Origin of the sequence: Nocardia lijiangensis NBRC 108240 (assembly GCF_001613045.1) — a bacterium.
Classification (GTDB): domain Bacteria; phylum Actinomycetota; class Actinomycetes; order Mycobacteriales; family Mycobacteriaceae; genus Nocardia; species Nocardia lijiangensis.
This window is the reverse complement of sequence record NZ_BDBP01000083.1, coordinates 1-24,412: the sequence shown is the minus strand read 5'-3', so window position 1 is coordinate 24,412 and position 24,412 is coordinate 1. Positions and strand designations below refer to the sequence as shown.

The following is a 24,412-nucleotide window of genomic DNA, read 5'->3' as shown; positions in this document are numbered from 1 at the left end:
CGTCCGCCGCGCCGACAGCCATCGGCGCGGCGGGCGGGTGTCTGTTCAAGCCGAACGCGGTCGGCGTATGCCGAGTCCAGATCACTCGGTCGACCGGAAACCTGGTGGCGCTAGCCGAAATTGCTGCGGAACCAACCCAGCAGGTCGGCCTCCGACTTCACGCCGTTGTCCGGATCGTCCTTGGGCAGCGCGCACACATCGATCATGAGCCGGAATTCGTCGTGTACCGCCAGCAGGCAGGGCCGTGCGCCGAACGCGGCGGACTCGTCGGTGTAGCAGAAGAAGCGGCCGACGGGGCCGGAGGCCTTGCGCCACACCTCGTCCGCGCCGCCGCCACCGCACGCGTGTCCTGACACCTGACCCAGCCCCGCTTGATATCCGAGGCTCATCGTCCGGTGGTCCGGAAAACCGAAGAAGGTGGGAGCGGGGTCGCCGCGGCGGGCCGCGCAGTGGATCGCCGCCTCCGCCGCACTCCCTGCGGGGAGGTTCATGTGCTTGCAGGTCGATGGCCCGAAATCACCGGTCAGGTGATCGAGGAGGCGCCGGTCCGCGGGGGTGAAGAAGTCCGGGTCGACCGCCTTCTCCTGCGGCAGGAAATGGTAGAGATGGTGCGACGCAACGTAATCGCGCGCCGGCTGGTCGCTCGGGTCCGCCCAGATGTAGATCCCCAGCGCGAGCTGGTCCTCGTCGGCGACGGCGAGCACCGGCTTGGGCGTCGCCGGGTCGTCGAGGCGACTGGTCAGGCACGCATCCCGCCCCGCGGGCTCGCCGTCCACCACGAGGGGGCCGTCGGCGCCGGGCGGATCGTTCGGACAGTTCGTGGAGTCGTAGGCGTCGACGACGAAATTCCGGTAGTACTCCCGCAGCCCGTCGAGGGTGCGGAACCGGAAGAGGCGGGCGGTGGGGGCACCGGTCCGGTCGTTGGCGTCGCACAACACGATCGCCGTGGTGGTGGCGTCCGGTTCGCGGTGTACGCAATTGGCGCGCTTGTAGCCGATCAAGCCCGCGCTGGCCACCAGGTCCACGTCCGCCGGGTTCAGGGCGGCGCTATCGGGAACCGCGACTCCGTCGGCAGGTCTGCTCGACGCCACCCAGGCAACGAGAACCGTTGCCGCCGCCAGTATTACGGCGGCGATGAGGCCGGGTACGGCCAATCTGCGCGCGGTCCGCCGGAAATTCCGCTGCGGCGGCTCGGGCGACCGTGCTCCGCCGCCGTCCCCGGCAAGAGGCAGGATTCGCGGCGCGGATGGTGGTCCCCCACCCGGAGGCTCCGATCCGACCCGCGCGGTAGTCCCCTGCGGCACAGAGGATTCCACGCTGGTGACGGTGTCCTCACCGGTCGCCGCCTCCCACGTCGGCAGGTCCTGTAGCGCCGGCCCTGTCGGCCCGTCCAGCGCCTCCTGCGCGGCGGCCGCGAACTCCCCCGCGCTGCCGAAGCGTGCGGCGGGATCCTTCGCCAGCGCCCTGGCGATCACCGCGTCCATCGCCGCCGAGATCTCCGGGCGGAGCTTGCTCGGCCGCGGCGGCGGATCGACCATGTGCGCGCGCATGACCTCGCCGTCGGTGTCGGCAGGGAAGGGCCGGGCGCCGGTGAGGCATTCGTAGAGCACACAGCCGAGGGCGTAGATGTCCGCGGCCTGGGTCACCACGCGTGAGGTGAACCGCTCCGGCGACATGTAGTGGAACGAACCGATCGCCGAACCGTCGGCGGTCAAGCCCTCGGCGGTGCTGGAGTGCGCGATGCCGAAGTCGACGAGATAGGCGAAACCGTCGGGCGTCGTCAGGATGTTGTCGGGCTTGATGTCACGGTGCACCAGCGCGTCGGCGTGCGCGGCGTCCAGGGCGGCCGCCACCTGCCTGATCAGTTCGACCGCCGCGGCAGGGGCCAGCGGCGCTCGTTCGCGGAGCACCGCGCGCAGGTTCTCGCCCTCGACCAAACGCATGTCGATGTAGAGGTGCCCGTCGATCTCCCCGTAGTCGTGGATCGGGATGACGTGCGGTTCCTTGAGCCGCGCCGCGACGTGCGATTCCCGCCGGAACCGCTCGCGGTAGACGGGGTCTTCGGCGAGCCGCTCGGGCAGCACCTTGATGGCGACGACGCGGTCCTTGCCGGTGTCGTAGGCCTCGAACACCTCGCCCATGCCGCCGCGACCGATCAGCCGGACCAGCCGGTACGGCCCGAACTCCGATCCGACCTCGAGTCTGCGCTGGGTCGTCATCTCGATCCTCCGTGACGCGAACCGCCCCCGGACGGCGGCGCGGCCCCGCCGGCCGCGCGCCACCGCGGATCAACCGTTGAACACCACACACCCGTGACCGACGTGCACGCCGGTGCCGACGGACACCGCGTAGTCCGCGGTGACGATCTCGTCGGGCGCCTGCACCACGCTGATCGTGTGCCTGCCCGGCGTCGCGGGCACCCACTTCAGCAGTGCGACGCCGCCGGTCGGCCGCACCGTAGCGAGCGGAATACCGTTGTCGTAGAAGGACACCGGTGAGACGGCGTCGGTGAGGAAGGCCTCGATCGTGTAACTGCAGCCGGTGCCGTAGTTGGTCGCGAGGCCGTAGCCGAGATCGGGCAGAACACCGACCCCGGTCGCCGTGGCGCCCGCCGCGGGCGCGGCGGCCAGGGCGATCGCGGCGGCGCCCGCACAGGCGCTCGCCGCCACGATGGCGCGAATCGGCCGCCGAAGAGTTGTCCGGTCAACGCTCATCCTGTACCCCTTCCGGGACGCCGACCCCTCCCGATGGTATCGCTCCCACGGCGACGGATTGAGCCATCCGGCGATCATGGTGGCCGTGTGCGCCCCGGCGGCCCCGTGGGTCAGTCGGTGGGTCCGCCCGCCACGTAGATGACCTGTCCGGAGACGAATCCGGCGCCTTCACCGACCAGGAAGGAGACGGTGTTGGCGATGTCCTCCGGCCTGCCGGTGCGCCCGACCGGGATCTGCTTGGCGGCCGCCTCGCGGAACTGCTCGAAGCTCACGCCGAGCCGCTCGGCGGTGGCCGCGGTCATGTCGGTCTCGATGAAGCCGGGGGCGATGGCGTTGACCGTCACGCCGAACTTGCCGAGCTCGATGGCCAGCGTCTTGGTGAAGCCCTGCATGCCCGCCTTGGCCGCGGAGTAGTTGGCCTGGCCGCGGTTGCCGAGCGCGGAGGTGCTCGACAGGTTGACGATGCGCCCCCACTTGGCCTCGGTCATGTACTTCTGCGTGGCACGGCTCATCAGGAAAGAGCCGCGCAGGTGCACGTTCAGCACCGAGTCCCAGTCGGCGACGCTCATCTTGAACAGCAGGTTGTCGCGAGTGATGCCAGCGTTGTTCACCAGCACCGTCGGCGCGCCGAGCTCGTCGGCGACGCGCTGCACCGCGGCCCCGGCGGACTGCTCGTCGGAGACGTCGACGCCCACCGCGAGCGCCTTGCCGCCCGCGGCCTCGATCTCCTCGACGACGGGCTTGCACGCCGCCTCGTCCAGATCGAGGACCGCGACCGCGAAGCCGTCCGCGGCGAGCCTGCGGGCGGTGGCGGCGCCGATGCCGCGGGCGGAACCGGTGACGATGGCCGTGCGAGAAGTCGGGGCGCTCATGGTTCTCCTGACTCGAGGGTGGTCCGATTCGAGGGACATCCATAAAATACAACTCAGCCACTGCGTCTCCAATGGGAACATCCGCCCCAGTCATCGGCTGTACGATTCACCCGGTGACCACTCCCCCGCGGCCCGCCGCCACTCGCTCCCCCGGACGCCCGGCTTCGGCTACCCGCGAACAGGTCATCGAGCTCACCCGCCGCGCCTTCCTGGCCGGTGAACGCGTGGACGTGCAGGCCATCGCCGCCGAACTAGGGCTCAGCCGTGCCTCGGTCTACCGCTGGTTCGGCTCGCGGGACGGTCTGCTCGGCGCCATGCTGCTCCAGGAATACGAGCAGATGATCATTCGCGCCGACGCCAAGCGGCGGACCCGTGGCGCGGCGCGCATCCTCGACGTGCTCGACCGCGTCGCCCGCTGGGAGACGGTGAACGAGCCCTTCCGGCGCTACTTCGAGAACGAACCGATCTCGGGCCTGCGCATCCTCACCGCCAGCGACGGGCCGGTCCAGCCGCGCGCGGTCGCGGCCGTGGCCGAACTCATCGCCCGCGTCGAGGAGGAGGACGGCTACCGCCCGCCCCTGGAGCGAGAGCTGTTGGCGTACACGCTCGTTCGCTTGGGCGAGGCGTTCCTCTACACCGACACCGCCGCGGGCATCCGCAATGACGTCGACCGTCTGCGCGAAGTCCAGTCGGTCCTGCTCGGCCTCACCTCACAACCCTCCACCCCCACCTGACCCACGCGGCCGGGCGGTTCCACACAACGACCACACGCCGCACAGCGACAGTGGCGCTGTGCGGCGTCGAAATGGTCTGTGGGCCCGTGGAAAGCCCGGGCCGGTCCGGGTGCGGTGTGGCAATCTACAACCCGACATCCGCACCGACGATCTTCGGGAGCCGACCGATGGCACTTCGCAAGTGGCCCACCGCTTTCGGCGCGGTCGACTACGAGCGGCTGCCCGCCGCGCTGGAGGAGCTCGCGCGTGCGCACGCGCGCCGAGCGCTGGCCTGCACCGGGGCGTGCGAACCACTCGCGCTGATCGATCAAGCCGTCTCGATCGGCGCGTGCGCCGAGGCATTGCTCAAGGCCGTGCTCGCCGCGATCGACATTCACCTCGTGCGCGGCCAGCCTGCGGGTCTCGAGACGACGCTGACGCTGGCCGGGCGACCGGAGGATCCGGACCGGCCGCTACCCGACCTGTGGACGGTGGGCGGGCTCGAGGCGGTGCAGGTGCTCAACCGCGCCACACCCGCCGACGTGCACCTGCCGGAGGCGCTGCTCGCGCGGATCGTCACGGTGCGTGACTCCGCCATCCACATGGGCTTCGTGGACCGCGCCGAGAGCGAGCGGGCGCTCACCGATCTGGTCGTTCTCATCGATCGGGTGCTGGCGATTCGCCGCACACTCGGCCAGGCCGCCGACTGGGCCGCTTTCTGGTCGCCGACCCATCTCGATCGCGTCGACGCCGTCCTGCGCGAGCGCGCCGAACCGGTCGTCGAGCTGAGCGAGCTCAGCGAGGACAACCTCTCGCTGCTGCTCGACGCGGCGGTCGCCGACGCCGACCCGCTCGAGGTCATGGCGCCGGTAGCGGGTCCGCCGGGCTGGACCGCACGACGCAAGGAGGCGTTCCTCGCCTTTCACCGCGACCGCGCGCTGCACCCCACCTGCCCGAACGAACGCACCTTCGTTATCACGGTCGGGGGGCGGGTCGTCGGCGCCGCGCGGCTCGAACCGCACGGCGAGGAGGTCGAGGCGGGCATATGGATCGGCCGCTCGCACCGCGGGCAAGGCATCGGCGGTCGCGTCGCGGCGCGGTTGCGCGAGCTCGCCGCTCGGTCCGGTGCGCGCCGCGTCACCGCCGTCACCACACCGGACAACATCGCCGCGCGGCGGATCATCCACACCGGACTCGGCGCGCGACCGCACGTCGAGGGCGACGAGGTCACCGGGGCCGCGGAACTTCGGTGAGCAATCGGGCGCCACGGAACCGCACTGAACGATCCGACGCCACGGAACCACGCGGAGTGATCCGACCCCACCGAACCACGCTCAACGATCCGACGCCACCGAACCACGCGGAGTGATCGGGCGCCGAGTCAGCGAGCGCGGAGACACCGAGCGATCGCGCGCGAAGACGACCGGCGTCACTCGTCGCGCAGCTGATCCAGCAACACCGCGACGTGACTGTGCTCCGGATCCTTCGCCGCGGTCACCAGGGTGACAGGATGCTCGGCCGCGAGCTCGCGCAGTTCCCGGAGACCGCGCCGCTGCTGCTCCCCGGATAGTTCGGCCTCGTAGCGCCGGGCGAACTCGGCGAAATCGGCAGCGGAATCGTGGTGAAACCAGGTGCGCAAATCGTTCGAGGGGGTGATCTCCTTGTCCCACAGATCGATTCGAGCCCGCTCTTTGCTGACGCCGCGCGGCCAGAGCCGGTCGACGAGCACGCGGCGGCCGTCGTCGTCGCTCGGGTCGTCATAGATCCGCTTGGTCCGGAATTCACCCACGTCCGCGTCCTTCCGCCAGGTCCCGGTTCACTCCACGACGAGCACGATCAGCCTGCGCGGTCCGTGCACGCCGGGTGTCACGGCATCGGCGTCGGCCGACGGGCCGCCGACCAGAATGGTCTGGCGGCGCGGGTCGAGCCGGTCCATCACCTCCGGCAACGACGGCTGGATCTGTTGGACCCGCACCACGCAGACGTGGCAGTCGGGCGCCAGCGTCGCGGGCCTGCGGCTCTGTCCCTCGCCGCCGTCGAGCACCAGGATGCCGGGATCGGCCGCCGCGGCCGCGCAGGTGGTGACCACCGCGTCGACCTGCTCCAGCTCGCTGGACGTCGCCAGCGGACTGTCGGGCACGATGCGATGACCTTCCTCGGCCGCCCACCAGGCCAGCCATTCGCCGGGCAATCCGTCGGGCGCGATCGCCGAGCGCGCGCCGTGCTCGCGCAGCGCGGCGGCCACCTGATCCGGGATGGCCGAGCCGGTTGTCCGGCGCAGCTGCGCGCCGTGGCCGGCCAACCGCGCGGCGAAGAGATCGACCAGCTCGGCCAGCTCGCCGCGCTCGGGGCCCGCGGTCTGGCGGGCGTTGGCGCGCGGCACCGGCACCACCCGTTCGTCGTCGGGTAGCTCGACCAGCGCGTCCCTGATCCGGCGCAGCAGATCCTCGCGGGAATTCACGTGCGCCGCCATCGGCTCGTAGTCGCCCAATACCCCACTCCCCCAGCGGTTTCCACCGCCTCACCGACTATGTCCGGAGAGGCGTCGCGATAGTACCGCACGGAAGAGAACATCGCTCAGACTCCGGCTTCGATGGTGTGCCCGCCTCGGTGCTCGATCGAGCCGAGGATCAACCCGCTGTCGTCGGCGTCGACGTGCACCGCGTCACCCGGGCCGAGCTTGCCGTCCAGCAGCAGGCGCGACAGCTTGTTGTCGAGCTCTTTCTGCACCGTGCGGCGCAGCGGACGGGCGCCGTACTCGGGCTGGTAGCCGTGCTCGGCGAGCCAGTCCACGGCGGGGGCCGTGATATCGAGCACGATGTCCTGGGCGTGCAGCAGGCGGCGGGTGCCGTCCAGCACCAGATCGACGATGTTGCGCAGTTCCTGCCGGTCGAGGCGGTGGAACACGATGGTCTCGTCGATCCGGTTGAGGAACTCCGGACGGAAGTGCGCGCTCAGCCGATCCATCAGCTGCGGCGTGATCAAGTCGATGTCGCCTTCGGGCGCGGAGAGGATCAGGTCGGACCCGATATTGCTGGTCATGATGACGATGGTGTTCTTGAAATCGACGGTGCGGCCCTTGCTGTCGGTGACCCGGCCGTCGTCGAGCAGTTGCAGCAGCACGTTGAACACGTCCGGGTGCGCCTTCTCCACCTCGTCGAACAGGATCACCGAATACGGTTGCCTGCGCACCCGGTCGGTGAGCTGGGCCGCGTCGTCGTAGCCGATGTATCCGGGCGGCGCGCCCACCAGGCGCGAGACCGTGTGCTTCTCCTGGAACTCGCTCATGTCGAAGCGGATCAGCCGGTCCTCGTCACCGAAGACGGCCTCGGCCAAGGCTTTCGCGAGTTCGGTCTTGCCGACGCCCGTCGGTCCGAGGAACAGGAACGACCCGATGGGCCGGTCCGGGTCCTTCAGCCCGGCTCTGGCCCTGCGCACCGCTTCGGCGACCGCGACGATCGCCTCGTTCTGGCCGATCACCCGTTTGTGCAGCACTTCCTCGAGCTTCAGCAGCCGCTCGCGTTCTTCGACGGTGAGGTCGGCGACCGGGATGCCGGTCTGGCGCGAGACCACCTCGGCGATGTCGGTGACCGTCACCTCCGGCTCCTCGCCGTGCTCGGATTCCTCGACGCGTTCCCCGGCCGCCGAGATCTGCACCTTGAGCTCGTTGGCCTTCTCGTAGTCCTCGGCGGCCACCGCGGCGTCCTTCTCGCGGCGCAGCCTGGCCAGCTCCTCCTCCCGGGAACGCAGGTCCGCGTCGGGGGTGCGGGTGCGCAGCCGCACCCGCGCGCCCGCCTGGTCGAGGAGGTCGATCGCCTTGTCCGGCATGAACCGGTCGGTGAGGTAGCGGTCCGACAGTTCGGCCGCGGCGACGAGCGCCTCGTCCTGATACCGCACCTGGTGGTGTTCCTCGTACACGTCGACCAGGCCGCGCAGGATCTCGATGGTGTCGGCGACCGAGGGCTCCGACACCAGGACCGGCTGGAACCGCCGTTCCAGTGCGGCGTCCTTCTCGATATGGCGGCGGTACTCGTCGATGGTGGTCGCGCCGATCGCGTGCAGATCGCCGCGCGCCAGCGCTGGTTTGAGCAGGTTGCCCGCGTCCATCGAGCCCTCCGAGCCGGCGCCCGCGCCGACGATGGTGTGCAGTTCGTCGATGAACACCACCAGTTCGCCGGAGTGCCCGCGCACCTCGTCCAGGATCTTGGTCAGCCGCTCCTCGAACTCGCCGCGGTACTTGCTGCCCGCCACGAGCGAACCGACGTCGAGGGCGACCACGCGGCGGTCGGCGAGCGTGCTCGGCACGTCACCGTTCACGATCCGCTGGGCCAAGCCCTCCACGATGGCGGTCTTGCCGACGCCGGGATCACCGATCAGCACCGGGTTGTTCTTGCGGCGCCGGGACAGGATCTCGACCGTCTGCTCGATCTCCTCGGCGCGGCCGACCACCGGATCCAGCTTGCCCGCCCGCGCGTCCGCGGTCAGGTCGCGGCTGTATTCGTCGAGCGTCGGCGTCCCGCTCTTCGCCGGTCGGCCGGTGGGGGCGGCCTTCGCGCCGGACAGCAGCACGTGGGCCGCCGGGCTGTCGGTGAGGGACGCGATGCCGAGCAGGACGTGCTCGGGTCCGATGTAGCTGCTGCCCGCTTCGGCCGCGCGGCGCTGCGCCGCTCGCAGGGCGAGCTTGGCGGCCGGGCTCAGGGTCACCGGTTCGTCGGCATCCGCGGCGGGCTCGCCGGTGTCGGTGGCGTCCCGCATCTGGTTGGCAACCTTGTCGGGATCGTGGCCGAGTTCGGCGATGATGCTGCGGCCGGGTTCGGCCTCGGTGGCCGCGTACAGCAGGTGCTCGGGGGTGACCTCGTGATTGCCCCACTCCCGGGCCGCCTCGCGCGCGGTGCCGATCAGCAGCTTCGCGTTGTCGGTCATCAGACGCCCGAGATCGGTGCGCTGCACGGGTGGGTGGGACATCATTCCCGAACCGAAGAACCGCTGGAAGATGTCGTCGAAGGAACTCATCGAACTCGGCCAACCCTCGGTCATGACCACCTCGCTGCGTCACGGCGCACGGTGTGCGCCAACGGGATCACGGACGGTGCCGGACGAGACGGCGCCGGAATTGCTCACGGTTCACACTCGTACACCTCACGTCGCCGACGCCGGTGCGACCACGGGAAATCGACCTCCCGCTCCCTCGCAACGTACCGTCGTTTCCCGCGGGGTGGCAACCATTCTGTTCGTGATCGAGTCGAGACGGGCTAACCGGTCGCTACCATCCGGGCGGACCTATCCTGCAGGCATGGCACCCGGCACCGGGCCTGTTCCACCACGGCCGAGCGACGGTCGTGATCGAGTGGTACCCATGTGCCGCACCCTCGCCGAGCTCGACGCCTCCGTCGCCGATTGCTTCGCCTGCCCTCGCCTCGTGGCATGGCGGGAACAGGTCGCACGCGAGAAGCGCGCCGCCTTCCGCGACGAAACCTACTGGGGCCGACCGGTTCCCGGCTTCGGCCCGGCAGACGCCCGGCTGCTGATCATCGGGCTCGCCCCCGCCGCGCACGGCGGCAACCGCACCGGGCGCATGTTCACCGGCGACCGCAGCGGGGACGTGCTCTACGCCGCCATGCACGCTGTCGGCCTCGCCAACCAGCCGACCTCCGTGCGCCGCGGCGACGGACTGGAACTGCTCGGCGCCCGCGTCACCGCGCCCGTGCATTGCGCACCGCCCGACAACAAACCTGCTCCCGACGAACGCGACCGGTGCCGCGGCTGGCTGGACCTCGAGCTCGGTCTGCTGGCGCCGACCGTGCGTGCCGTCGTGGTGCTCGGCGCGTTCGGGTGGCAGGCGGCGCTGCCCGCGCTCGCCGAGGCGGGGTGGGTGGTGCCGCGCCCGCGCCCGAAGTTCGGGCACGGCGTGCACTACACGCTGGCGCCTGCCGTCGAAGGCCGCGCGGAACTGGAGCTGTTCGGCTGCTACCACGTCAGCCAGCAGAACACCTTCACCGGGCGTTTGACCCCGGCGATGCTGGAGCAGGTGCTCGCCGAAGCGGCGACCGCGGCGGGACTGCACCCGCGCAGAAACCGGCGTGCCGACTAGGCCGGACGATGTCCGCGCCGGTGCAGCGCGAGCTGGAGTTCGAGCAGCAAGCGGTCCGCGGGATCGGCCAGGCCGATACCGGTGAGGGCCTCCGCGCGGCGCAGCCGGTAGCGCAACGTGTTCGGGTGCACCCGCAAAGCGGCGGCGGCACGGCGCACGTCGCCGTGCTCGCGCAGATAGCCCTCGAGGCTCTCGCCGAGTCGCGACCCGTGATCGCGGTCGTAGTCGAACAGCACCCGCAGGCGGGGATCGTGCAGTTCGTCGCGGGCGGCGAGCAGATCGAGGATCTCCCCGAGCAGCACGGCGGTGCGGGATTCGGCGAGGGTGGTCACCCGGCCGCGCGGAAAGGTGGTCGCGGTGCTGTCCAGCACCCGATCGACCTCGGCGCGGGCGGCGGCCACCTGGGTGAGATCGGCGACCGGAATGGCGATGCCCGCGCGCAGGACCGCGCCGCGCCTGGCTTCCAGCTGGTCCACCAGCTGCCTCGTCCACGCGGTGACCGAGGACGCGGACCGGTACCCGGGCAACAGCACGTAGATGCGGTCGCCGAGCACGGTCGCGATCGAGTCGGGCCGAAACGAGCTCGCGTGCAGCCGGATCACACTGCCGAGCGCCGAATGCTGCGCGCCCGCAGGCGCATTCAAGGCGAATCCGACGACGGCCGCCGGTCCGCGCACCGGGATGCGCAGCGCGCCCGCCACGGACGGAATGTCGACACCCTCGCCATGTACACCGAAAAGTCTTTGGAGCAAAAGCGTTTCGGTAGATGGCGCATCCAAGGCGCGCGCGATGATCCGCGCGGCGACGGCGGCCGCGCCGCGCAGCACCTCCGCGGCGTCCGGCTTGAACGGCCGGTCCCCCTGTTGCAACCAGATCGAGCCGAGCGTGCGCGACCCGCCGTCGGCGGCCGTCGCGTGAATGCCGACGACCAAGCGGCGCTTGATGTTCAGCTCCTCGTGCGCCGGCAGGTCGATCACCTCGTCGCTGCGGCGCAGCCGGTCGAACACGCCCCAGTCCTGGAGCACCCGCAGGTAGTCGCGCGGGCCCTCGCGACCGAGGATCGACAGGATGCGCAGCTCGTCGGCCGATTCGTCGGAGGCCGAATAGGCGAGCACGTGCGAATGGGGATCCTCGATAGAGACCATGCCGCCCGCGTTCTGCGCGACGATCTGAGCCAGCCCGAACAGATCGGTGTCGAGCGGGTCGTCGCTCGGCCCGCCGCGGCCCGCCCGGTCGAGCACGCGGCGCACCAGCGCCAGCACCGTGTCCCAGCGAGCCCTGCGGTGCACCACGACCACCGCGACCCGCGACCGGCGGGCGGCCCCGCGCACCGCGGCGGATTCGGCGCTCGACTTGAGCAGCACCACGCGCGGGCGCTGTTCGGCAGGACGGGCGGCAAGCTCACCCAGCCAGCGCCGCACCACCGGCTCCCGCACGCCGACCAGCAGCGACATGTCCACCGGCGCCGCGGGCGCCTCGGCAAGGTCGTCGCCGTCCAGCAGCGCCACCGAGCCAATCGCGACCGCGTCCCCGTCGGGCGCCTCGACCAGATCGATGACGGCGCTGTCGAGCGCGTCGAGCAGCTCGCGCAGCGGCACGCCCTCCGGGCGGCTCGGTTCCTCGGTGACCACGCTCACACCTTACGTTCGGCTCGGCTTCGGCCGATCGGACAACAACTCGGGTCCATCTTTGTCCCCTCGGCCGATCCCGCGCTGAGCTTTCGCGGAGTTGACTGCGCTGACCAGCTCCGACCAGGCAGGAGGATCCATGGACGCCATCGCGACCACACCCACGCCCGCCAACGAACCCGTCGGCAGCTTCGCCCCCGGCACACCCGAACGGGAGCGACTGCGCGCCGAACTGGCCCGACTCGCGGCAATACCGACCGAGGTGCACCACGTCATCGGCGGCAGACACCGCCGGACGGCGGGCCCGGTCGTCGAAGTGGTGCAACCGCATCGGCACGCCGCGGTGCTCGGCACCCTCACCTTCGCCGAACCCCGCGACGTGCAGGACGCCATCGAAGCCGCCACCGCGGCTGCGCCGGGCTGGCGTGCGCTGTCGTTCGAGGACCGGGCCGCGGTGTTCTTGCGCGCCGCCGACCTGCTCGCCGGGCCGTGGCGCGAAACCCTCGCCGCCGCAACGATGCTCGGCCAATCCAAGACGGCCTACCAGGCCGAGATCGACACACCGTGCGAGTTGGTGGACTTCTGGCGCTTCAATGTGCATTTCGCGCGCCAGATCCTGGCCGAGCAGCCGATCTCCACGCCCGGCGTCTGGAATCGGCTGGACTACCGGCCGCTGGAGGGTTTCGTCTACGCGATCACCCCGTTCAACTTCACCGCCATCGCGGGCAATCTGCCCACCGCGCCCGCGCTGATGGGCAACACCGTGCTGTGGAAGCCCGCGCCGACCCAGGCGGTGGCCGCGTACTGGACCATGAAACTCCTGGAAGCGGCCGGGCTGCCGCCCGGCGTGATCAACCTGGTGCACGGGGCGGGCCCGGAGGTCTCGGAGGTGGCGCTGGCCGACGCGCGCCTCGCCGGCGTGCATTTCACCGGATCCACCGCGACCTTCCGGCACCTGTGGCGCACCGTGGCGACGAATCTCGACCGCTACCACGGATATCCGCGCCTGGTCGGCGAGACCGGCGGCAAGGACTTCGTGCTCGCCCACAGCTCGGCCGATCCGGACGTGCTCACCACCGCGCTGATCCGCGGCGCGTTCGACTACCAGGGCCAGAAGTGCTCGGCCGCCTCGCGCGCGTTCGTCCCGGCCTCGGTGTGGGCGAAGATGGGCGCCGATTTCGTCGACCGGGTCGGCGCGCTGACCTACGGCGACGTCACCGATTTCGGCCATTTCGGCGGCGCGCTCATCGACCGTCGCGCCTTCGACAAGAACGCCGCCGCCATCGCCCGCGCGAAGGCGACGGCGGGGCTGACCATCGCGGCGGGCGGGCGAACCGACGACAGCGTCGGCTATTTCGTCGAGCCGACGGTGCTGCTCGGTGACGATCCGACCGACGAGGCGTTCCGCACCGAGTACTTCGGACCGATCCTGGCCGTGCACGTCTACGACGACGCGAGGCCCGGATCCTTCGACGCGGCAATGGAACTCGTAGACAAGGGCGCGGCCTACGGCCTCACGGGTTCGATCGTCGCCGACGACCGCGCCGCCGTCGCCACGGCCACCGACCGGCTGCGCTTCGCCGCGGGCAACTTCTACGTCAACGACAAACCCACCGGCGCCGTGGTCGGCCAGCAACCGTTCGGCGGAGGCCGCGCGTCGGGCACCAACGACAAGGCGGGGTCCCCGCAGAACCTGCTGCGCTGGACCTCGGCCCGCACCATCAAGGAGACCTTCGTGCCGCCCACCGACCACCGCTACCCGCACCAGGCTCCGACGCCCGGTACCGGAACGGAGGTGCGGTGATGCCCGCCGGACTGCTGCGGCCCGCACTGCTCGCGGCCGCCCGCTCGCCGCGGCTGGAACGCGGCGTCACGCGGATGCGCGCCACCCGCGCGCTGGTCGACCGGTTCGTGGCCGGGTCGGCCGAACCGCAGGCCATCACCGCCGCGAGCGCGCTGCGAGACTCCGGCCGGTTCGTCACCATCGACTATCTGGGCGAGGACACCACCGACCCGGCTCAGGCGCGCAACACCGTCGCGCACTACCGGGAGTTGCTCGCGGCGCTGGGCGAGCTGCCCGCCGCGGTGGAGCCGGGAACCGTTCGGCCGCTGGAGGTTTCGCTGAAACTCTCGGCGCTCGGCCAATCCCTGCCGCACGACGGGCACCTGATCGCCCTCGACCACGCCCGCGAGATCTGCGCGGCCGCGGCCGCGGCGGGTGTCGCGGTCACCGTCGACGCCGAGGACCACACCACCACCGACTCGACGCTGTCGATCGTGCGGGAGCTGCGCGCGGACTTCCCCGGCACCGGCACCGTGATGCAGGCCTACCTGCGGCGCACCGAGGCCGACTGCCGGGAGTTCGCGGGGCCGGGTTCCCGGATCCGGCTGTGCAAGGGGGCCTACCGGGAGCCGGAGTCGGTGGCGTACCAGCAGGCCGCGGAGGTGGACGCCGCGTACCTGCGGTGCCTGCGCATCCTGATGGACGGCGCGGGCTATCCGATGGTGGCCACCCACGATCCGGCGATGATCGAGGCGGCACAGCGCTACGCCGACGAGGCCGGGCGCAAGGCGGACGAGTTCGAGTTCCAGATGCTCTACGGCATCCGCGACGTCGAGCAGCGCCGCCTCGCCGCGGACCGGCGCCAGATCCGGGTCTATGTGCCCTACGGCGACCAGTGGTACGGCTACTTCATGCGCAGGCTCGCCGAAAGGCCCGCCAACCTGGCGTTCTTCCTGCGCGCGCTCGCTCCTGCCAACCGGCGCTGAAGGCGCCACAGCCCGCCCGGCATTGTCCGATCGGCCAACTCGGGCCGAACAATATTTATCCAACTCGCCGATCACACCGCATTCGTGGTCCGATTAGCTGACAGCCACCAGTGTGATCTGCGTTACGGCGCACGCCCCGCGATCCGGGGCGTGCGCCGGACGCAGCGGAGAAAGGAAGCCGCATGTCCATCGCGGAGTTGCGCCACCAGATGTTGCGCCGCAAACCCCTCGTCGAAGTCGAGGACGAGACGCCGAGCGACGAACGGTTGGCCAAACACCTCGGCGTGTGGCAGCTGACCGCGATCGGCGTCGGCGGCATCATCGGCGCGGGCATCTTCACCCTCGCGGGCAGCGTCGCCAACAAGACCACCGGCCCGGCCGTGCTGCTGTCCTTCCTGGTCGCGGGTCTGGCCAGCGCGGCGGCGGCGCTGTGTTACGCCGAGTTCGCCGGCATGGTGCCCAAGGCCGGGTCGGCTTACACCTACGGCTACGTCTCGCTCGGCGAGTTCGTCGGCTGGTTCATCGGATGGGATCTGCTGCTGGAGTACATCGCCGTCGCCGCGGTCGTCGCGATCGGCGTCTCCGGATACTTCGGGTTCCTGCTCGATCAGGTGGGCGTCACGCTGCCGAACTGGATGCTCGGCGCGTCCGGGACCGGTGAGGGTCACGTGGTCGACTTGTTCGCGATGGTGTTCTGCCTCGGCACGGCGTGGGTGCTGTCCCGCGGCATCCGCAGCGTCGGCCGGTTCGAGACGGTGGCCGTCGGCATCAAGGTCGCCCTCGTGCTGCTGATCATCGTGCTCGGCGTCTTCCAGATCGACAGCGCGAACTACACCCCGTACTTCCCGTACGGCACCGGCGCGGTGATGACCGGCGCGGCCACCGTGTTCTTCGCCGTGTTCGGCTACGACGCGATGAGCACCGCGGCCGAGGAGTCGGTCGACGGCAAGAAGCACCTGCCCAAGGCGATTCTCTACTCGCTGGCCATCGCCATGGTGCTCTACGTGCTGTGCACCCTGGTGCTCACCGGCATGCAGAAGTACACCGAAATCGACCCGGAGAGCGGCTTTTCCACCGCCTTCGAGTCCGTCGGCATGCCGGGCATCGCCAATATCATCGCGGTCGGCGCCATCGTCGGCATCATCACCGTGGTGCTCACCTTCATGCTCGGCGTGACCCGGGTGTGGTACTCGATGAGCCGCGACGGTCTGCTGCCGGAATGGTTCGCCAAGACCCATCCCGAGCGCAAGGTGCCGACCCGCGTGACGTGGATCGTCGGCGTCGGCTCGGCCGTCCTCGCGGGACTGCTGCCGATCGACCTGGTCGCCGAGCTCACCAACATCGGCATCCTCAGCGCGTTCGTGGTGGTCTGCGTGGCGGTGCTGGTCTTCCGCTACACCCGGCCCGAGGTGCCGCGCACCTTCCGGCTGCCGTTCATGCCGGTCGTCCCGATCGTCGGCGTGGTGTTCTCGGTGTGGCTGATCCTGTCGCTGCCGTGGGAGACCTGGGCGCGCTTCGGGACCTGGCTGGTGATCGGCCTGGTGATCTACATCGGGTACTCGCGCACCCACTCCAAGCTCCAGCAGACCGCACCGCCCGCGGCCAGTGAGCACGCGCGGACGTAGTCCGTCCCGGTGTGCGCGGCACGCTGCCACAGGTGGGTCAGCCGTGCAGATGCGGCGGGGTCTTCGTCGGAGCTACCTTGCGGACGAAGCCCCGCCGCAGCTCGTGGTAGGGCTCGCCCGGAGCGAAGAAGTTGCGGTGCATCCGGGCCAGCTCCTCGGCGCGATAGGCGTCGAGTGGTTTGGTCATCTCGTCGAGGGCGCGGCGTTGCTTCTTCGCCACGAGGCGCTGCGCCAGCTCCGTACTGCCCGCCAGTCGGGCCGCCTCGCGTCGTGTCGAGTCCCAGAAGATCTCGGCGTTGCCCGGTACGACGCGGTCCACCAGTCCGAGTGCCGCGGCGCTCCCCGCTCCGACCGGGAGCGCCGCGCGGGTCAGGCGCTCCGCCTCGGTCGCGCCGACGCGCCGGGGCAGCAGATAGGTCCAGTACTCCGAACCGTGCAGGCCCATCAGCCGATAGTGCGGATTCAGCACCACGGCCGCACGACACCACACCTCGTCCGCGGCCAGTGCCAGCATCACCCCACCCGCCGCCGCGTTTCCCGCCAGCGCCGAGATCACCAGCTTGTCCGTGGTGGTGAGTATCGCCTCCACCAGGTCGTTCATCGCGTTGATATTGAGCAAGGACTCCGCGGCCGGGTCCTCGGCAGCCTCGATCACGTTCAGGTGGATGCCGTTGGAGAAGGTGTCCCGTGCCGGGCCGAGCACGAGCACATCGATCGGTCGGGCACAAGCCTGCCGGTAGGCCGACAGCAGTGAGCGGCATTGGCGGGTACTCATCGCGCCGCCGGGAAAGCGGAACTCGAGGTGGCCGACGGCGCCGTCTTCGCGATAGCGCAGCTCCGACCAAGTGTTGCGGAAGGCGGCCGCCTTGGGGGTGACCGATATTTCCGGAATCGAGGCGGGCAACCGCGAGCCGAGCGCATCGGTCGCGGGCAGTTTGAACGTCGGCGGGCCGCCTGCCTTCCGGCGGGGACGCAGCTGCGGCACCCACACCGCGCCATCGACGGTGGCCAGGCAGATCGCGCCGTCACGACGGGCGATGACCGTGCCGGGGGCGCCGCGCAGCCGATCCTCGCCGTGGCCACCGTGCAGGTAGAACTCGCACCCGTACAGCTCGTCCAGGACGCCCGGTTGCGAATCGGCGGCGCGCAGCTTCCGCAGCACGGCAGCCGTGTCGTCGGCCGCCCAGTCGATCCGGCGGTGGTGCTGATCGTGATAGGGCCGAAGCCGTCCCCAAACGTCGGGGCGGCGGTAGTCCAGCGGTTCCGGCTCGAAACCGCAGGCGAACCGGTCGAGCGCGAGCAGCACGGCCCGCACGGCGGCATCGGCGACCTCGGTGCGATAGAGCTCGCTCTTGCCGCAGGGCGCGACGGTGAACGGCACCGAAGCCCAGACGGGTCCGGCGTCCAGCTCCTCGACCGCCTGGAGCACGGTGACACCCCATTCGCGTTCGCCGTCGTGAATGGCCCAATCGAGGGAGGAAGGCCCGCGGTCACCCTTCGGCCCGGGGTGCACGATGAGAACGGGGTACGCGGACCAGATGTCCTTCGAGATCGCGGTGGTGAGCATCGGAGCGAGGATCACGTCCGGCCGGAAGGCCGCCACCCCCGCGCGCAACGGCTCGTCGCCGAGCGCCAGTTCGACGCCGACGTGATGGTCGCGGGCTCGCAGTTCTGCGTGGATACGCTGGGTGAGGCTGTTGAACGCACTGGCCACCACAAGAATTCGCAAGAGACCCTCCATTGTGGAGTAGAGAGCTTCTCCGCCTTCTCACAAAGCGCTAGCCATTATCGCTCGAATCGAACCGACCGGCCCGTAATTCTGCGATTCGAGCCCGCCACGTCGACCGGCGCGAGCGTGCGCAACGTCAGTCCCGCGCCCAGAATTCGATCGAGGATTATTCGGAGGAACGACCCTCGGATCGAATCGAATTCGCTACCGTGAGCAAGTGACCAGTAAGGATTCACCCGTACCACCACCGCAGGCCCCACCACCGCAGGCCCCACCACGCAAGGCCCGCACGCCGGTCGTCCTCGACGACGTCGACCGCGTCCTGCTCGACCAGTTGGCGCGCGACGGCCGCATCACCAACAACGCGCTGGCCGCCGCGGCCGGTATCGCGCCCTCGACCTGCCTGGGGCGGGTACGGGCGCTGGTGGAGCGCGGCGTGATCCGCGGCTTCCACGCCGACATCGATCCGACCGCGCTCGGGCGCGGCTTGCAGGCGATGATCGCGGTACGGCTGCACGGGAATTCCCGCAAGTATCTCGCCGAGTTCGGTAAGCGGCTCGCGGCGCTGCAGGAGGTGCTCAATGTGTACTTCATCGCGGGCGCCGACGACTACCTCATCCACGTCGCCACCGCGAGCACCGACGAGCTGCGCGCTTTCGTGCTGGAGCATCTGAGCGCACACCCCGCGGTGTCCTCGACGGAGACGATCCTCATCTTCGAGCATCTGCGTCCGCAGACGCCGGTGCCCGGCCGCTGAGTACAGCGGCCGGGCGGCCGAACGTGCTGCTCGCGCCGTTCGCCTCTTACGCGGCGACGAGCCGCTCTGCGGTGTAACCGTGTGCGGCGGCGACGGATTCGGACAGCAGCATGCCCTCGTGGGTGCTCAGCCCCGCGGCCAGACCGGGATCGGCGGCGACCGCGTCGCGCCAGCCACGCTCGGCCAGATCGATGACGTACGGGAGGGTGACGTTGGTGAGCGCCACCGTGGACGTGTTCGGCACCGCGCCGGGCATGTTCGCGACGCAGTAGAACACCGAATCGTGCACCCGGTAGGTGGGTTCGGCATGGGTGGTCGGGCGGGAATCGGCGAAGCAGCCGCCCTGGTCGATGGCGATGTCGACCAGCACCGAACCCGGCTTGAGCTGTTCGACCAGATCGTGCGAAATGAGCTTGGGGGCCTTGGCTCCCGGCACCAGCACCGCGCCGATCACCAGGTCCGCCTCGCGCACCAGGTTCTCGACCTCGAGCGCGTTGGAGACGACGGTGCGCACGTGGCCGTGGTACTGCGCGTCCACCTCGCGCAACCGGTCGATGTTCAGGTCGAGCACGGTGACGTCCGCGCGCATCCCGACCGCGACGGCGATGGCATTGCGGCCCGCCACCCCCGCGCCGAGCACCACGACCTTCGCGGGCCGTACCCCGGGCACCCCGCCCATCAGCACGCCGCGACCGCCCTCGCTGCGCATCAGGTGGTACGCACCCGCCTGCGGCGCGAGCCTGCCCGCGACCTCGCTCATCGGGGCCAGCAGCGGCAGGCTGCCGTCCCGGCCGGTCACCGTCTCGTAGGCGAGCGAGGTGACACCGGATTCCAGCAGTGCGTCGGTGCACTCCTTGGACGCGGCCAGATGCAGGTAGGTGAACAGCACCTGCCCGGCACGCATCCGCGAATACTCCTCGGCCACTGGCTCTTTCACCTTCAGCACCAGATCCGCGGTGCCCCAGACCTCGTCGGCCGTCGCCAGCACGCGCGCGCCGACGTAGCCGTAGGCCGCGTCCTCGAACGCCGATCCGGCGCCCGCCCCTGCTTCGAGGAACACCTCATGTCCGCGAGCGACAAGCTCACGCACACCGGCGGGCGTGCACGCCACCCGGTATTCGTGATTCTTGACCTCGCGGGGGATCCCGATTTTCATCAGCACTCCTGTCGTCTCGTAGGCGTTCGAGCCAGAGCGAATCCCTATCGAAAGGGATCGTCACAGGTCCTAGTATGAAAATTCTGCGAGATCAGATCTAGATTTATGAAGATGATTCTCAGATTGACCGCAATGCACGCGCAATCCACGGAAGAGCGGGCAACCGCGGCCGTCCGGTCGAATCATCTTCGACCCGTTTCGCCGGGTGCGACGAACTTCACCCGGCACGGCCGCGGACGGTCGACTACACCGACACCCGATCCTCTTCCGGCGCCCCCGCGATCCCGCGCGAGTCCGGCGCGCTGAGCCGGACCACGTCGGCCGTCCGGTCGTCGGGCTGCTCGTTGGCGCGCAGCTCGGCCTCGACGCGGACCCGGTAGGCCTCGATCTCGCGCTCGACTCGCTCCGCGTCCCAGCCGAGGTACGGAGCGACCAGGCGCGCGACCTCGGTCGCGACCAGGACGCCGCGATCGCCGGTCTCCACCGACAGGCGGGTGCGGCGGGTGAGGATGTCGTCGAGGTGCAGGGCGCCCTCGTGGGTGACCGCGTAGACGATCTCGGCACGCAGGTAGCGGGAATTGCCCAGCCGGGCACCGAGTTCCGGCTGCGCGAGGATGAGCTCGCGCAGTTCCGCGACGGCGCTGCCGTAGCGGCCGAGCAGATGCTCCACGGTCGCGAGGTCGACGCCGAACTCGTCGGCCAAGCGGGCGCGGGAGAGCGAGAGCTCGCGGTACCCGTGGGCGCCGACCAGCGGCACCCGCTCGGTGCAGGACCGAGCCACCCGTCCCGGCAGACCCGCGACGGCCGCGTCGATGGCGTCCTTGGCCATCACCCGGTAGGTGGTGTACTTGCCGCCCGCGACGATCACCAAACCGGGCACCGGCGTCGCCACGGTGTGCTCACGCGAGAGCCCGCTCGTCTCTTCGGAAGCGCCCGCGAGCAGGGGCCGCAGCCCGGCGTAGACGCCGACGATGTCGTCGTGGTCGATCGGCTGCTCCAGCAGCCGATTCACCTGGGCGAGAATGTAATCGATGTCGGCGCGGGTGGCGGCGGGGTGGGCCAGGTCGTGATCCCAGTCGGTGTCGGTGGTGCCGATGACCCAGTGGTCCTCGCTCCACGGGCACGGGATCACGAACAGCAGGCTCTTCTCGGTCTCGGTGATCAGGCCGGTATCGGAGTCGATCCGGTCGCGCGGGACGACGATGTGCACGCCCTTGGAGGTGCGGATCCGGAAGTCGCCCGTCCCGCCGAGCATCTCCTGGATCTCGTCGGTCCACGGCCCGGCCGCGTTGACCGTGCGCTTGGCGCGGACCGGGATGTGCCTGCCGCTCTCCAGGTCGTGCACCAGCGCGCCGACGATCCGGCCGTCCTCGCGCAGGAAGTCGACCACCTTGGCGCTGGAGGCGACCAGCGCGCCGTGGCTCGCGGCGGTGCGTGCCAGCATCATGGTGTGGCGTGCGTCGTCGAGCTGGCCCTCGTAGAAGCTCACGCCGCCGCGCACAGCGCCGCGCTTGGCCCCGGGGAAACGCGCCAGCGTGGCCCGCTTGCTCAGATGCCGATGATGCTGCGGCACACCGCGTCCCGCGCCCAGCACGTCGTACACGCCGACGCCCGCGCCCACCCAGACCCGGTCCAGGCCGGGACGCTCCAGCGGATAGACGAACTCCACCGGCTTGGCCAGGTGCGGCGCCAAGGTCTCCAGAATCAGCGAACGCTCCCGCAGCGCCTCGAAGACCAGCGCGAAGTTGAGCTGCTTGAGGTAACGCAGGCCGCCGTGGACCAGCTTCGACGATCGGCTGGAGGTGCCGGAGGCGTAGTCGCGCGCCTCCACCAAGCCGACGCTGAGTCCACGGGTCACCGCGTCGAGCGCGGCGCCCGCGCCGACCACGCCCGCGCCGACGACCAGCACGTCCAGTTCGGTGCTCGCCATGGCGTCCAGCGCGCGGGCGCGCTCTGCCGGGCCCATCGCGACCGGGGCGGTGAGAGAACGGTCGACCATCTCGGTCTCCTTCTGTGTTCGAAAAGTGGTGCGCGCGTGCGCAGTAGTCGGTGCGTCGGGGCCGATCAATGCGTCGGCACCCAGTCGAGAGTGCGGCCGATGGCCTTGCGCCAGCCCTCGTATCCGGCGGACCGCTGCTCCTCGGTCCAGTCCGGTTGCCAGCGCGCGGATTCGCGCCAGTTCTGCCGCAATTCCTCGGTGCCGCCCCAGAATCCGACGGCCAGGCCCGCGGCGTAGGCGGCGCCGAGCGCCGTGGTCTCCGACACCACAGGACGGCTCACCGGAACGCCGAGCACATCGGCTTGGATCTGCATGCAGAGGTTGTTGGCGGTGACTCCCCCGTCCACCTTCAGTACCTCCAGCGCCACCCCCGAGTCCTTGAACATCGCGTCGGCGACATCGCGGGTCTGGTAGCAGATCGCCTCCAGGGTGGCCCTTGCGATGTGCGCGTTGGTGGCGTACCTGGTCAGCCCGACGATCGCGCCGCGCGCGTCGGAGCGCCAGTGCGGCGCGAACAGACCGGAGAACGCCGGGACGAAGTAGACGCCCCCGTTGTCGGCGACCTCGCCCGCCAGCGTCTCGCTCTGCGACGCGCCCTGGATGATGCCGAGCTGGTCGCGCAGCCACTGCACCGCCGAGCCGGTGACGGCGATGGAGCCCTCCAGCGCGTACACCGGGTCCTGTCCGGCGAACTGGTAGCAGACGGTGGTGAGCAGCCCGTTCTTCGACCGCACCGGCGTGCCCCCGGTGTTGAGCAGGAGGAAATTGCCGGTGCCGTAGGTGTTCTTGGCCTCCCCCGCCGACAGGCACACCTGCCCGATCATCGCCGCCTGTTGATCGCCGACGGCCGCGGCGACCGCGACCTCGCCCGCCAGCGGGCCGTGCGCGGTGGTGCGGCCGTAGCCCTCGGGCTCCGAGGAGGGGCGGATGGACGGCAGCATGGCCCGCGGAATGTCGAACACGGCGAGCAGCTCGTCGTCCCAGTCGAGCGTTTCCAGGTTCATCAGCATGGTGCGGCTGGCATTGGTCACGTCGGTGACGTGCACGCCGCCGTGGACGCCGCCGGTGAGGTTCCACAGCAGCCAGCTGTCGATGGTGCCGAACAGGGCCTCGCCGCGCTCGGCCGCGGCGCGCAGACCGTCGACGTTGTCCAGCAGCCACCGGATCTTGCCGCCCGCGAAGTAGGTGGCGGGCGGCAGCCCGGTGCGGTGCCGGATCAGTTCGCCCGCACGGGATTCCAGCTCGGCGGCGATCCGGTCGGTGCGCGTGTCCTGCCAGACGATGGCGTTGTGGTACGGCCGTCCGGTGCGCCGGTCCCAGACGACGGTGGTCTCGCGCTGGTTGGTCACGCCGATCGCGGCCAGGTCGGCGGCGCGCAGGCCGTGCGCGTTGAGCGCCGTCTGGATGACGGCCGAGGTGCGTTCCCAGATCTCGACCGGGTTGTGTTCGACCCAGCCCGGCCGCGGCAGGATCTGCTCGTGTTCGAGCTGGTGCTGGGCAACGACGGCGCCCGCGTGGTCGAAGACCATGAAGCGGGTGCTCGTGGTGCCCTGGTCGACCGCACCGATGAGGTCTGGCATGCGTATCTCCATTTGTCCGTTGCCCGGTGCACGCGGCGACCGGTACGCCATGCCGAAGGTAAGCAGCGGGCGATGCCGGGACAACGGTGCTCGTTCGACATTGTCGAACGTTTCAAGTCCTCCGCAGTAGAGTCGACCTCGTGCCGGGACCGATTCAGTCGATCGAACGGGCCGCCGCGATCCTGCGCGTGGTGGCCGAGGCGCCCTTCGGCGTCGGCGTCGCCGAACTCGCAGGCGCGCTCGGCCTGCCCAAGGCGACGGCGCACGGCCTGCTGCGCACCCTGCAGCGGGTCGGCTACATCGAGCAGGACGACAGCACCGGCAAATACTTGATCGGCGCCACGGCGCTCGGGCTCGCCGCCGCCCGGCTGGACACCAACGTGTTGCGCTCCTACGCGATGAACTGGGCCGACACGCTGGCCGCGCGCTCCGGCGAATCGGTGCGGATCGGAGCACTGCGCGGTGAGGGCGTGTCGATCGTGCACCACGTGTTCCGTCCCGACGACACCGAGCAGACCCTCCGCGTCGGCATCGAACTTCCGCTGCACGCGACCGCGCTCGGCAAGGTGCTGCTGGCCTACACCCCGGGCCTGACCGAACGCATCACGGGCGCACCGCTGCCCGCCTACACCCGGCGCACCGTGACGACGCCGCGCGCGGTGCAGGCCGAGATCGCGCGGGTGCGTGCGCAGGGCTACGCCGAGGACGTCGCCGAGTTCTCCTTCGAGCGAGCGTCGGTGGCGGCGCCGCTGCGCGACGCGGGCGGGCGCGTGGTGGGC

The 24,412-nt window shown here is 70.3% G+C and carries 19 protein-coding genes; 8 read left to right on the top strand and 11 right to left on the bottom strand.

Going from position 1 to position 24,412, the window contains the following annotated elements; genetic code table 11:
* Positions 1–110 precede the first annotated feature (110 nt).
* The 3 genes from NL1_RS27550 to fabG form a co-directional block, all read right to left on the bottom strand.
* Positions 111–2,219, bottom strand: coding sequence for a serine/threonine-protein kinase (locus NL1_RS27550; protein WP_067845167.1), 2,109 nt, complete (start codon positions 2,217–2,219; stop codon positions 111–113).
* A 69-nt stretch (positions 2,220–2,288) separates the two neighbouring features.
* Entirely contained in the window at positions 2,289–2,714 is a 426-nt protein-coding gene (locus NL1_RS27545) for a hypothetical protein (protein WP_156095081.1), read from the bottom strand.
* 110 nt (positions 2,715–2,824) lie between these two features.
* A complete protein-coding gene (fabG, locus tag NL1_RS27540) occupies positions 2,825–3,586 on the bottom strand; it encodes a 3-oxoacyl-ACP reductase FabG (protein WP_067845162.1) in 762 nt (253 codons plus the stop codon).
* Between the two features lie 113 nt (positions 3,587–3,699).
* Here fabG and NL1_RS27535 point away from each other — a divergent pair, with 113 nt between their 5' ends.
* Complete coding sequence (locus tag NL1_RS27535) at positions 3,700–4,320, top strand: TetR/AcrR family transcriptional regulator (protein ID WP_067845154.1); 621 nt, start codon at positions 3,700–3,702, stop codon at positions 4,318–4,320.
* Positions 4,321–4,487: 167 nt separating this feature from the next.
* Entirely contained in the window at positions 4,488–5,552 is a 1,065-nt protein-coding gene (locus NL1_RS39705; protein ID WP_245673569.1) for a GNAT family N-acetyltransferase, read from the top strand.
* Positions 5,553–5,728: 176 nt separating this feature from the next.
* Here NL1_RS39705 and NL1_RS27525 read toward each other — a convergent pair whose 3' ends face one another.
* From NL1_RS27525 to NL1_RS27515, 3 genes are all read right to left on the bottom strand, one after another.
* Positions 5,729–6,088 carry a DUF488 domain-containing protein gene (locus NL1_RS27525; protein ID WP_067845152.1) on the bottom strand — a complete coding sequence of 120 codons (360 nt, stop codon included), beginning with the start codon at positions 6,086–6,088 and terminating at the stop codon, positions 5,729–5,731.
* Positions 6,089–6,115: 27 nt separating this feature from the next.
* A complete protein-coding gene (locus NL1_RS27520) occupies positions 6,116–6,790 on the bottom strand; it encodes a LutC/YkgG family protein (protein WP_218024492.1) in 675 nt (224 codons plus the stop codon).
* Positions 6,791–6,876: 86 nt separating this feature from the next.
* Positions 6,877–9,336, bottom strand: a complete 2,460-nt coding sequence (locus NL1_RS27515) for an ATP-dependent Clp protease ATP-binding subunit (protein WP_067845150.1) — start codon at positions 9,334–9,336, stop codon at positions 6,877–6,879.
* Between the two features lie 319 nt (positions 9,337–9,655).
* Here NL1_RS27515 and NL1_RS27510 point away from each other — a divergent pair, with 319 nt between their 5' ends.
* Positions 9,656–10,390 carry a uracil-DNA glycosylase gene (locus NL1_RS27510; RefSeq protein ID WP_067845148.1) on the top strand — a complete coding sequence of 245 codons (735 nt, stop codon included), beginning with the start codon at positions 9,656–9,658 and terminating at the stop codon, positions 10,388–10,390.
* Here NL1_RS27510 and NL1_RS27505 read toward each other — a convergent pair.
* Entirely contained in the window at positions 10,387–12,021 is a 1,635-nt protein-coding gene (locus NL1_RS27505) for a PucR family transcriptional regulator (protein ID WP_245673567.1), read from the bottom strand. The two genes, NL1_RS27510 and NL1_RS27505, sit on opposite strands and share 4 nt — an antisense overlap.
* A gap of 136 nt (positions 12,022–12,157) precedes the next feature.
* Here NL1_RS27505 and pruA point away from each other — a divergent pair, with 136 nt between their 5' ends.
* The 3 genes from pruA (at position 12,158) to NL1_RS27490 (ending at position 16,412) form a co-directional block, all read left to right on the top strand.
* Positions 12,158–13,822: an L-glutamate gamma-semialdehyde dehydrogenase gene (pruA, locus tag NL1_RS27500; protein ID WP_067845146.1), complete on the top strand. Its 1,665-nt coding sequence runs from the start codon at positions 12,158–12,160 to the stop codon at positions 13,820–13,822.
* Positions 13,822–14,787, top strand: a complete 966-nt coding sequence (locus tag NL1_RS27495; protein WP_067845144.1) for a proline dehydrogenase family protein — start codon at positions 13,822–13,824, stop codon at positions 14,785–14,787. Before pruA ends, NL1_RS27495 begins: the two co-directional genes overlap by 1 nt.
* 182 nt (positions 14,788–14,969) lie before the next feature.
* Positions 14,970–16,412: an amino acid permease gene (locus NL1_RS27490; RefSeq protein ID WP_067845143.1), complete on the top strand. Its 1,443-nt coding sequence runs from the start codon at positions 14,970–14,972 to the stop codon at positions 16,410–16,412.
* Between the two features lie 37 nt (positions 16,413–16,449).
* On the opposite strand, the gene NL1_RS27485 is transcribed toward NL1_RS27490, so the two are convergent.
* Positions 16,450–18,141 (bottom strand): hydrogenase maturation protein, encoded by a 1,692-nt coding sequence (locus tag NL1_RS27485; protein WP_067845204.1) that lies wholly within the window; start codon positions 18,139–18,141, stop codon positions 16,450–16,452.
* Between the two features lie 217 nt (positions 18,142–18,358).
* Between NL1_RS27485 and NL1_RS27480 the strand changes: the two genes are divergently transcribed.
* Positions 18,359–18,898: an Lrp/AsnC family transcriptional regulator gene (locus NL1_RS27480; protein ID WP_067845141.1), complete on the top strand. Its 540-nt coding sequence runs from the start codon at positions 18,359–18,361 to the stop codon at positions 18,896–18,898.
* A 46-nt stretch (positions 18,899–18,944) separates the two neighbouring features.
* Here NL1_RS27480 and ald read toward each other — a convergent pair whose 3' ends face one another.
* From ald to glpK, 3 genes are all read right to left on the bottom strand, one after another.
* Entirely contained in the window at positions 18,945–20,054 is a 1,110-nt protein-coding gene (gene ald / locus NL1_RS27475) for an alanine dehydrogenase (RefSeq protein WP_067845202.1), read from the bottom strand.
* Positions 20,055–20,298: 244 nt separating this feature from the next.
* Positions 20,299–22,053, bottom strand: coding sequence for a glycerol-3-phosphate dehydrogenase/oxidase (locus NL1_RS27470; RefSeq protein ID WP_156095080.1), 1,755 nt, complete (start codon positions 22,051–22,053; stop codon positions 20,299–20,301).
* Between the two features lie 65 nt (positions 22,054–22,118).
* Positions 22,119–23,633 (bottom strand): glycerol kinase GlpK, encoded by a 1,515-nt coding sequence (gene glpK / locus NL1_RS27465; protein WP_067845198.1) that lies wholly within the window; start codon positions 23,631–23,633, stop codon positions 22,119–22,121.
* 140 nt (positions 23,634–23,773) lie between these two features.
* Here glpK and NL1_RS27460 point away from each other — a divergent pair.
* The coding region (locus NL1_RS27460; protein WP_067845140.1) for an IclR family transcriptional regulator at positions 23,774–24,412 on the top strand (639 nt) is incomplete at its 3' end.

What these genes read in the sequence shown, in the direction of transcription:
- NL1_RS27550 (WP_067845167.1), bottom strand. Translation starts at nt 2,219, where the DNA reads ATGACGACCCAGCGCAGACTCGAGGTCGGATCGGAGTTCGGGCCGTAC.
- NL1_RS27545 (WP_156095081.1), bottom strand. Translation starts at nt 2,714, where the DNA reads ATGAGCGTTGACCGGACAACTCTTCGGCGGCCGATTCGCGCCATCGTG.
- fabG (WP_067845162.1), bottom strand. Translation starts at nt 3,586, where the DNA reads ATGAGCGCCCCGACTTCTCGCACGGCCATCGTCACCGGTTCCGCCCGC.
- NL1_RS39705 (WP_245673569.1), top strand. Translation starts at nt 4,488, where the DNA reads ATGGCACTTCGCAAGTGGCCCACCGCTTTCGGCGCGGTCGACTACGAG.
- NL1_RS27515 (WP_067845150.1), bottom strand. Translation starts at nt 9,336, where the DNA reads ATGACCGAGGGTTGGCCGAGTTCGATGAGTTCCTTCGACGACATCTTC.
- NL1_RS27510 (WP_067845148.1), top strand. Translation starts at nt 9,656, where the DNA reads ATGTGCCGCACCCTCGCCGAGCTCGACGCCTCCGTCGCCGATTGCTTC.
- pruA (WP_067845146.1), top strand. Translation starts at nt 12,158, where the DNA reads ATGGACGCCATCGCGACCACACCCACGCCCGCCAACGAACCCGTCGGC.
- NL1_RS27495 (WP_067845144.1), top strand. Translation starts at nt 13,822, where the DNA reads ATGCCCGCCGGACTGCTGCGGCCCGCACTGCTCGCGGCCGCCCGCTCG.
- NL1_RS27490 (WP_067845143.1), top strand. Translation starts at nt 14,970, where the DNA reads ATGTCCATCGCGGAGTTGCGCCACCAGATGTTGCGCCGCAAACCCCTC.
- ald (WP_067845202.1), bottom strand. Translation starts at nt 20,054, where the DNA reads ATGAAAATCGGGATCCCCCGCGAGGTCAAGAATCACGAATACCGGGTG.
- NL1_RS27470 (WP_156095080.1), bottom strand. Translation starts at nt 22,053, where the DNA reads ATGGTCGACCGTTCTCTCACCGCCCCGGTCGCGATGGGCCCGGCAGAG.
- glpK (WP_067845198.1), bottom strand. Translation starts at nt 23,633, where the DNA reads ATGCCAGACCTCATCGGTGCGGTCGACCAGGGCACCACGAGCACCCGC.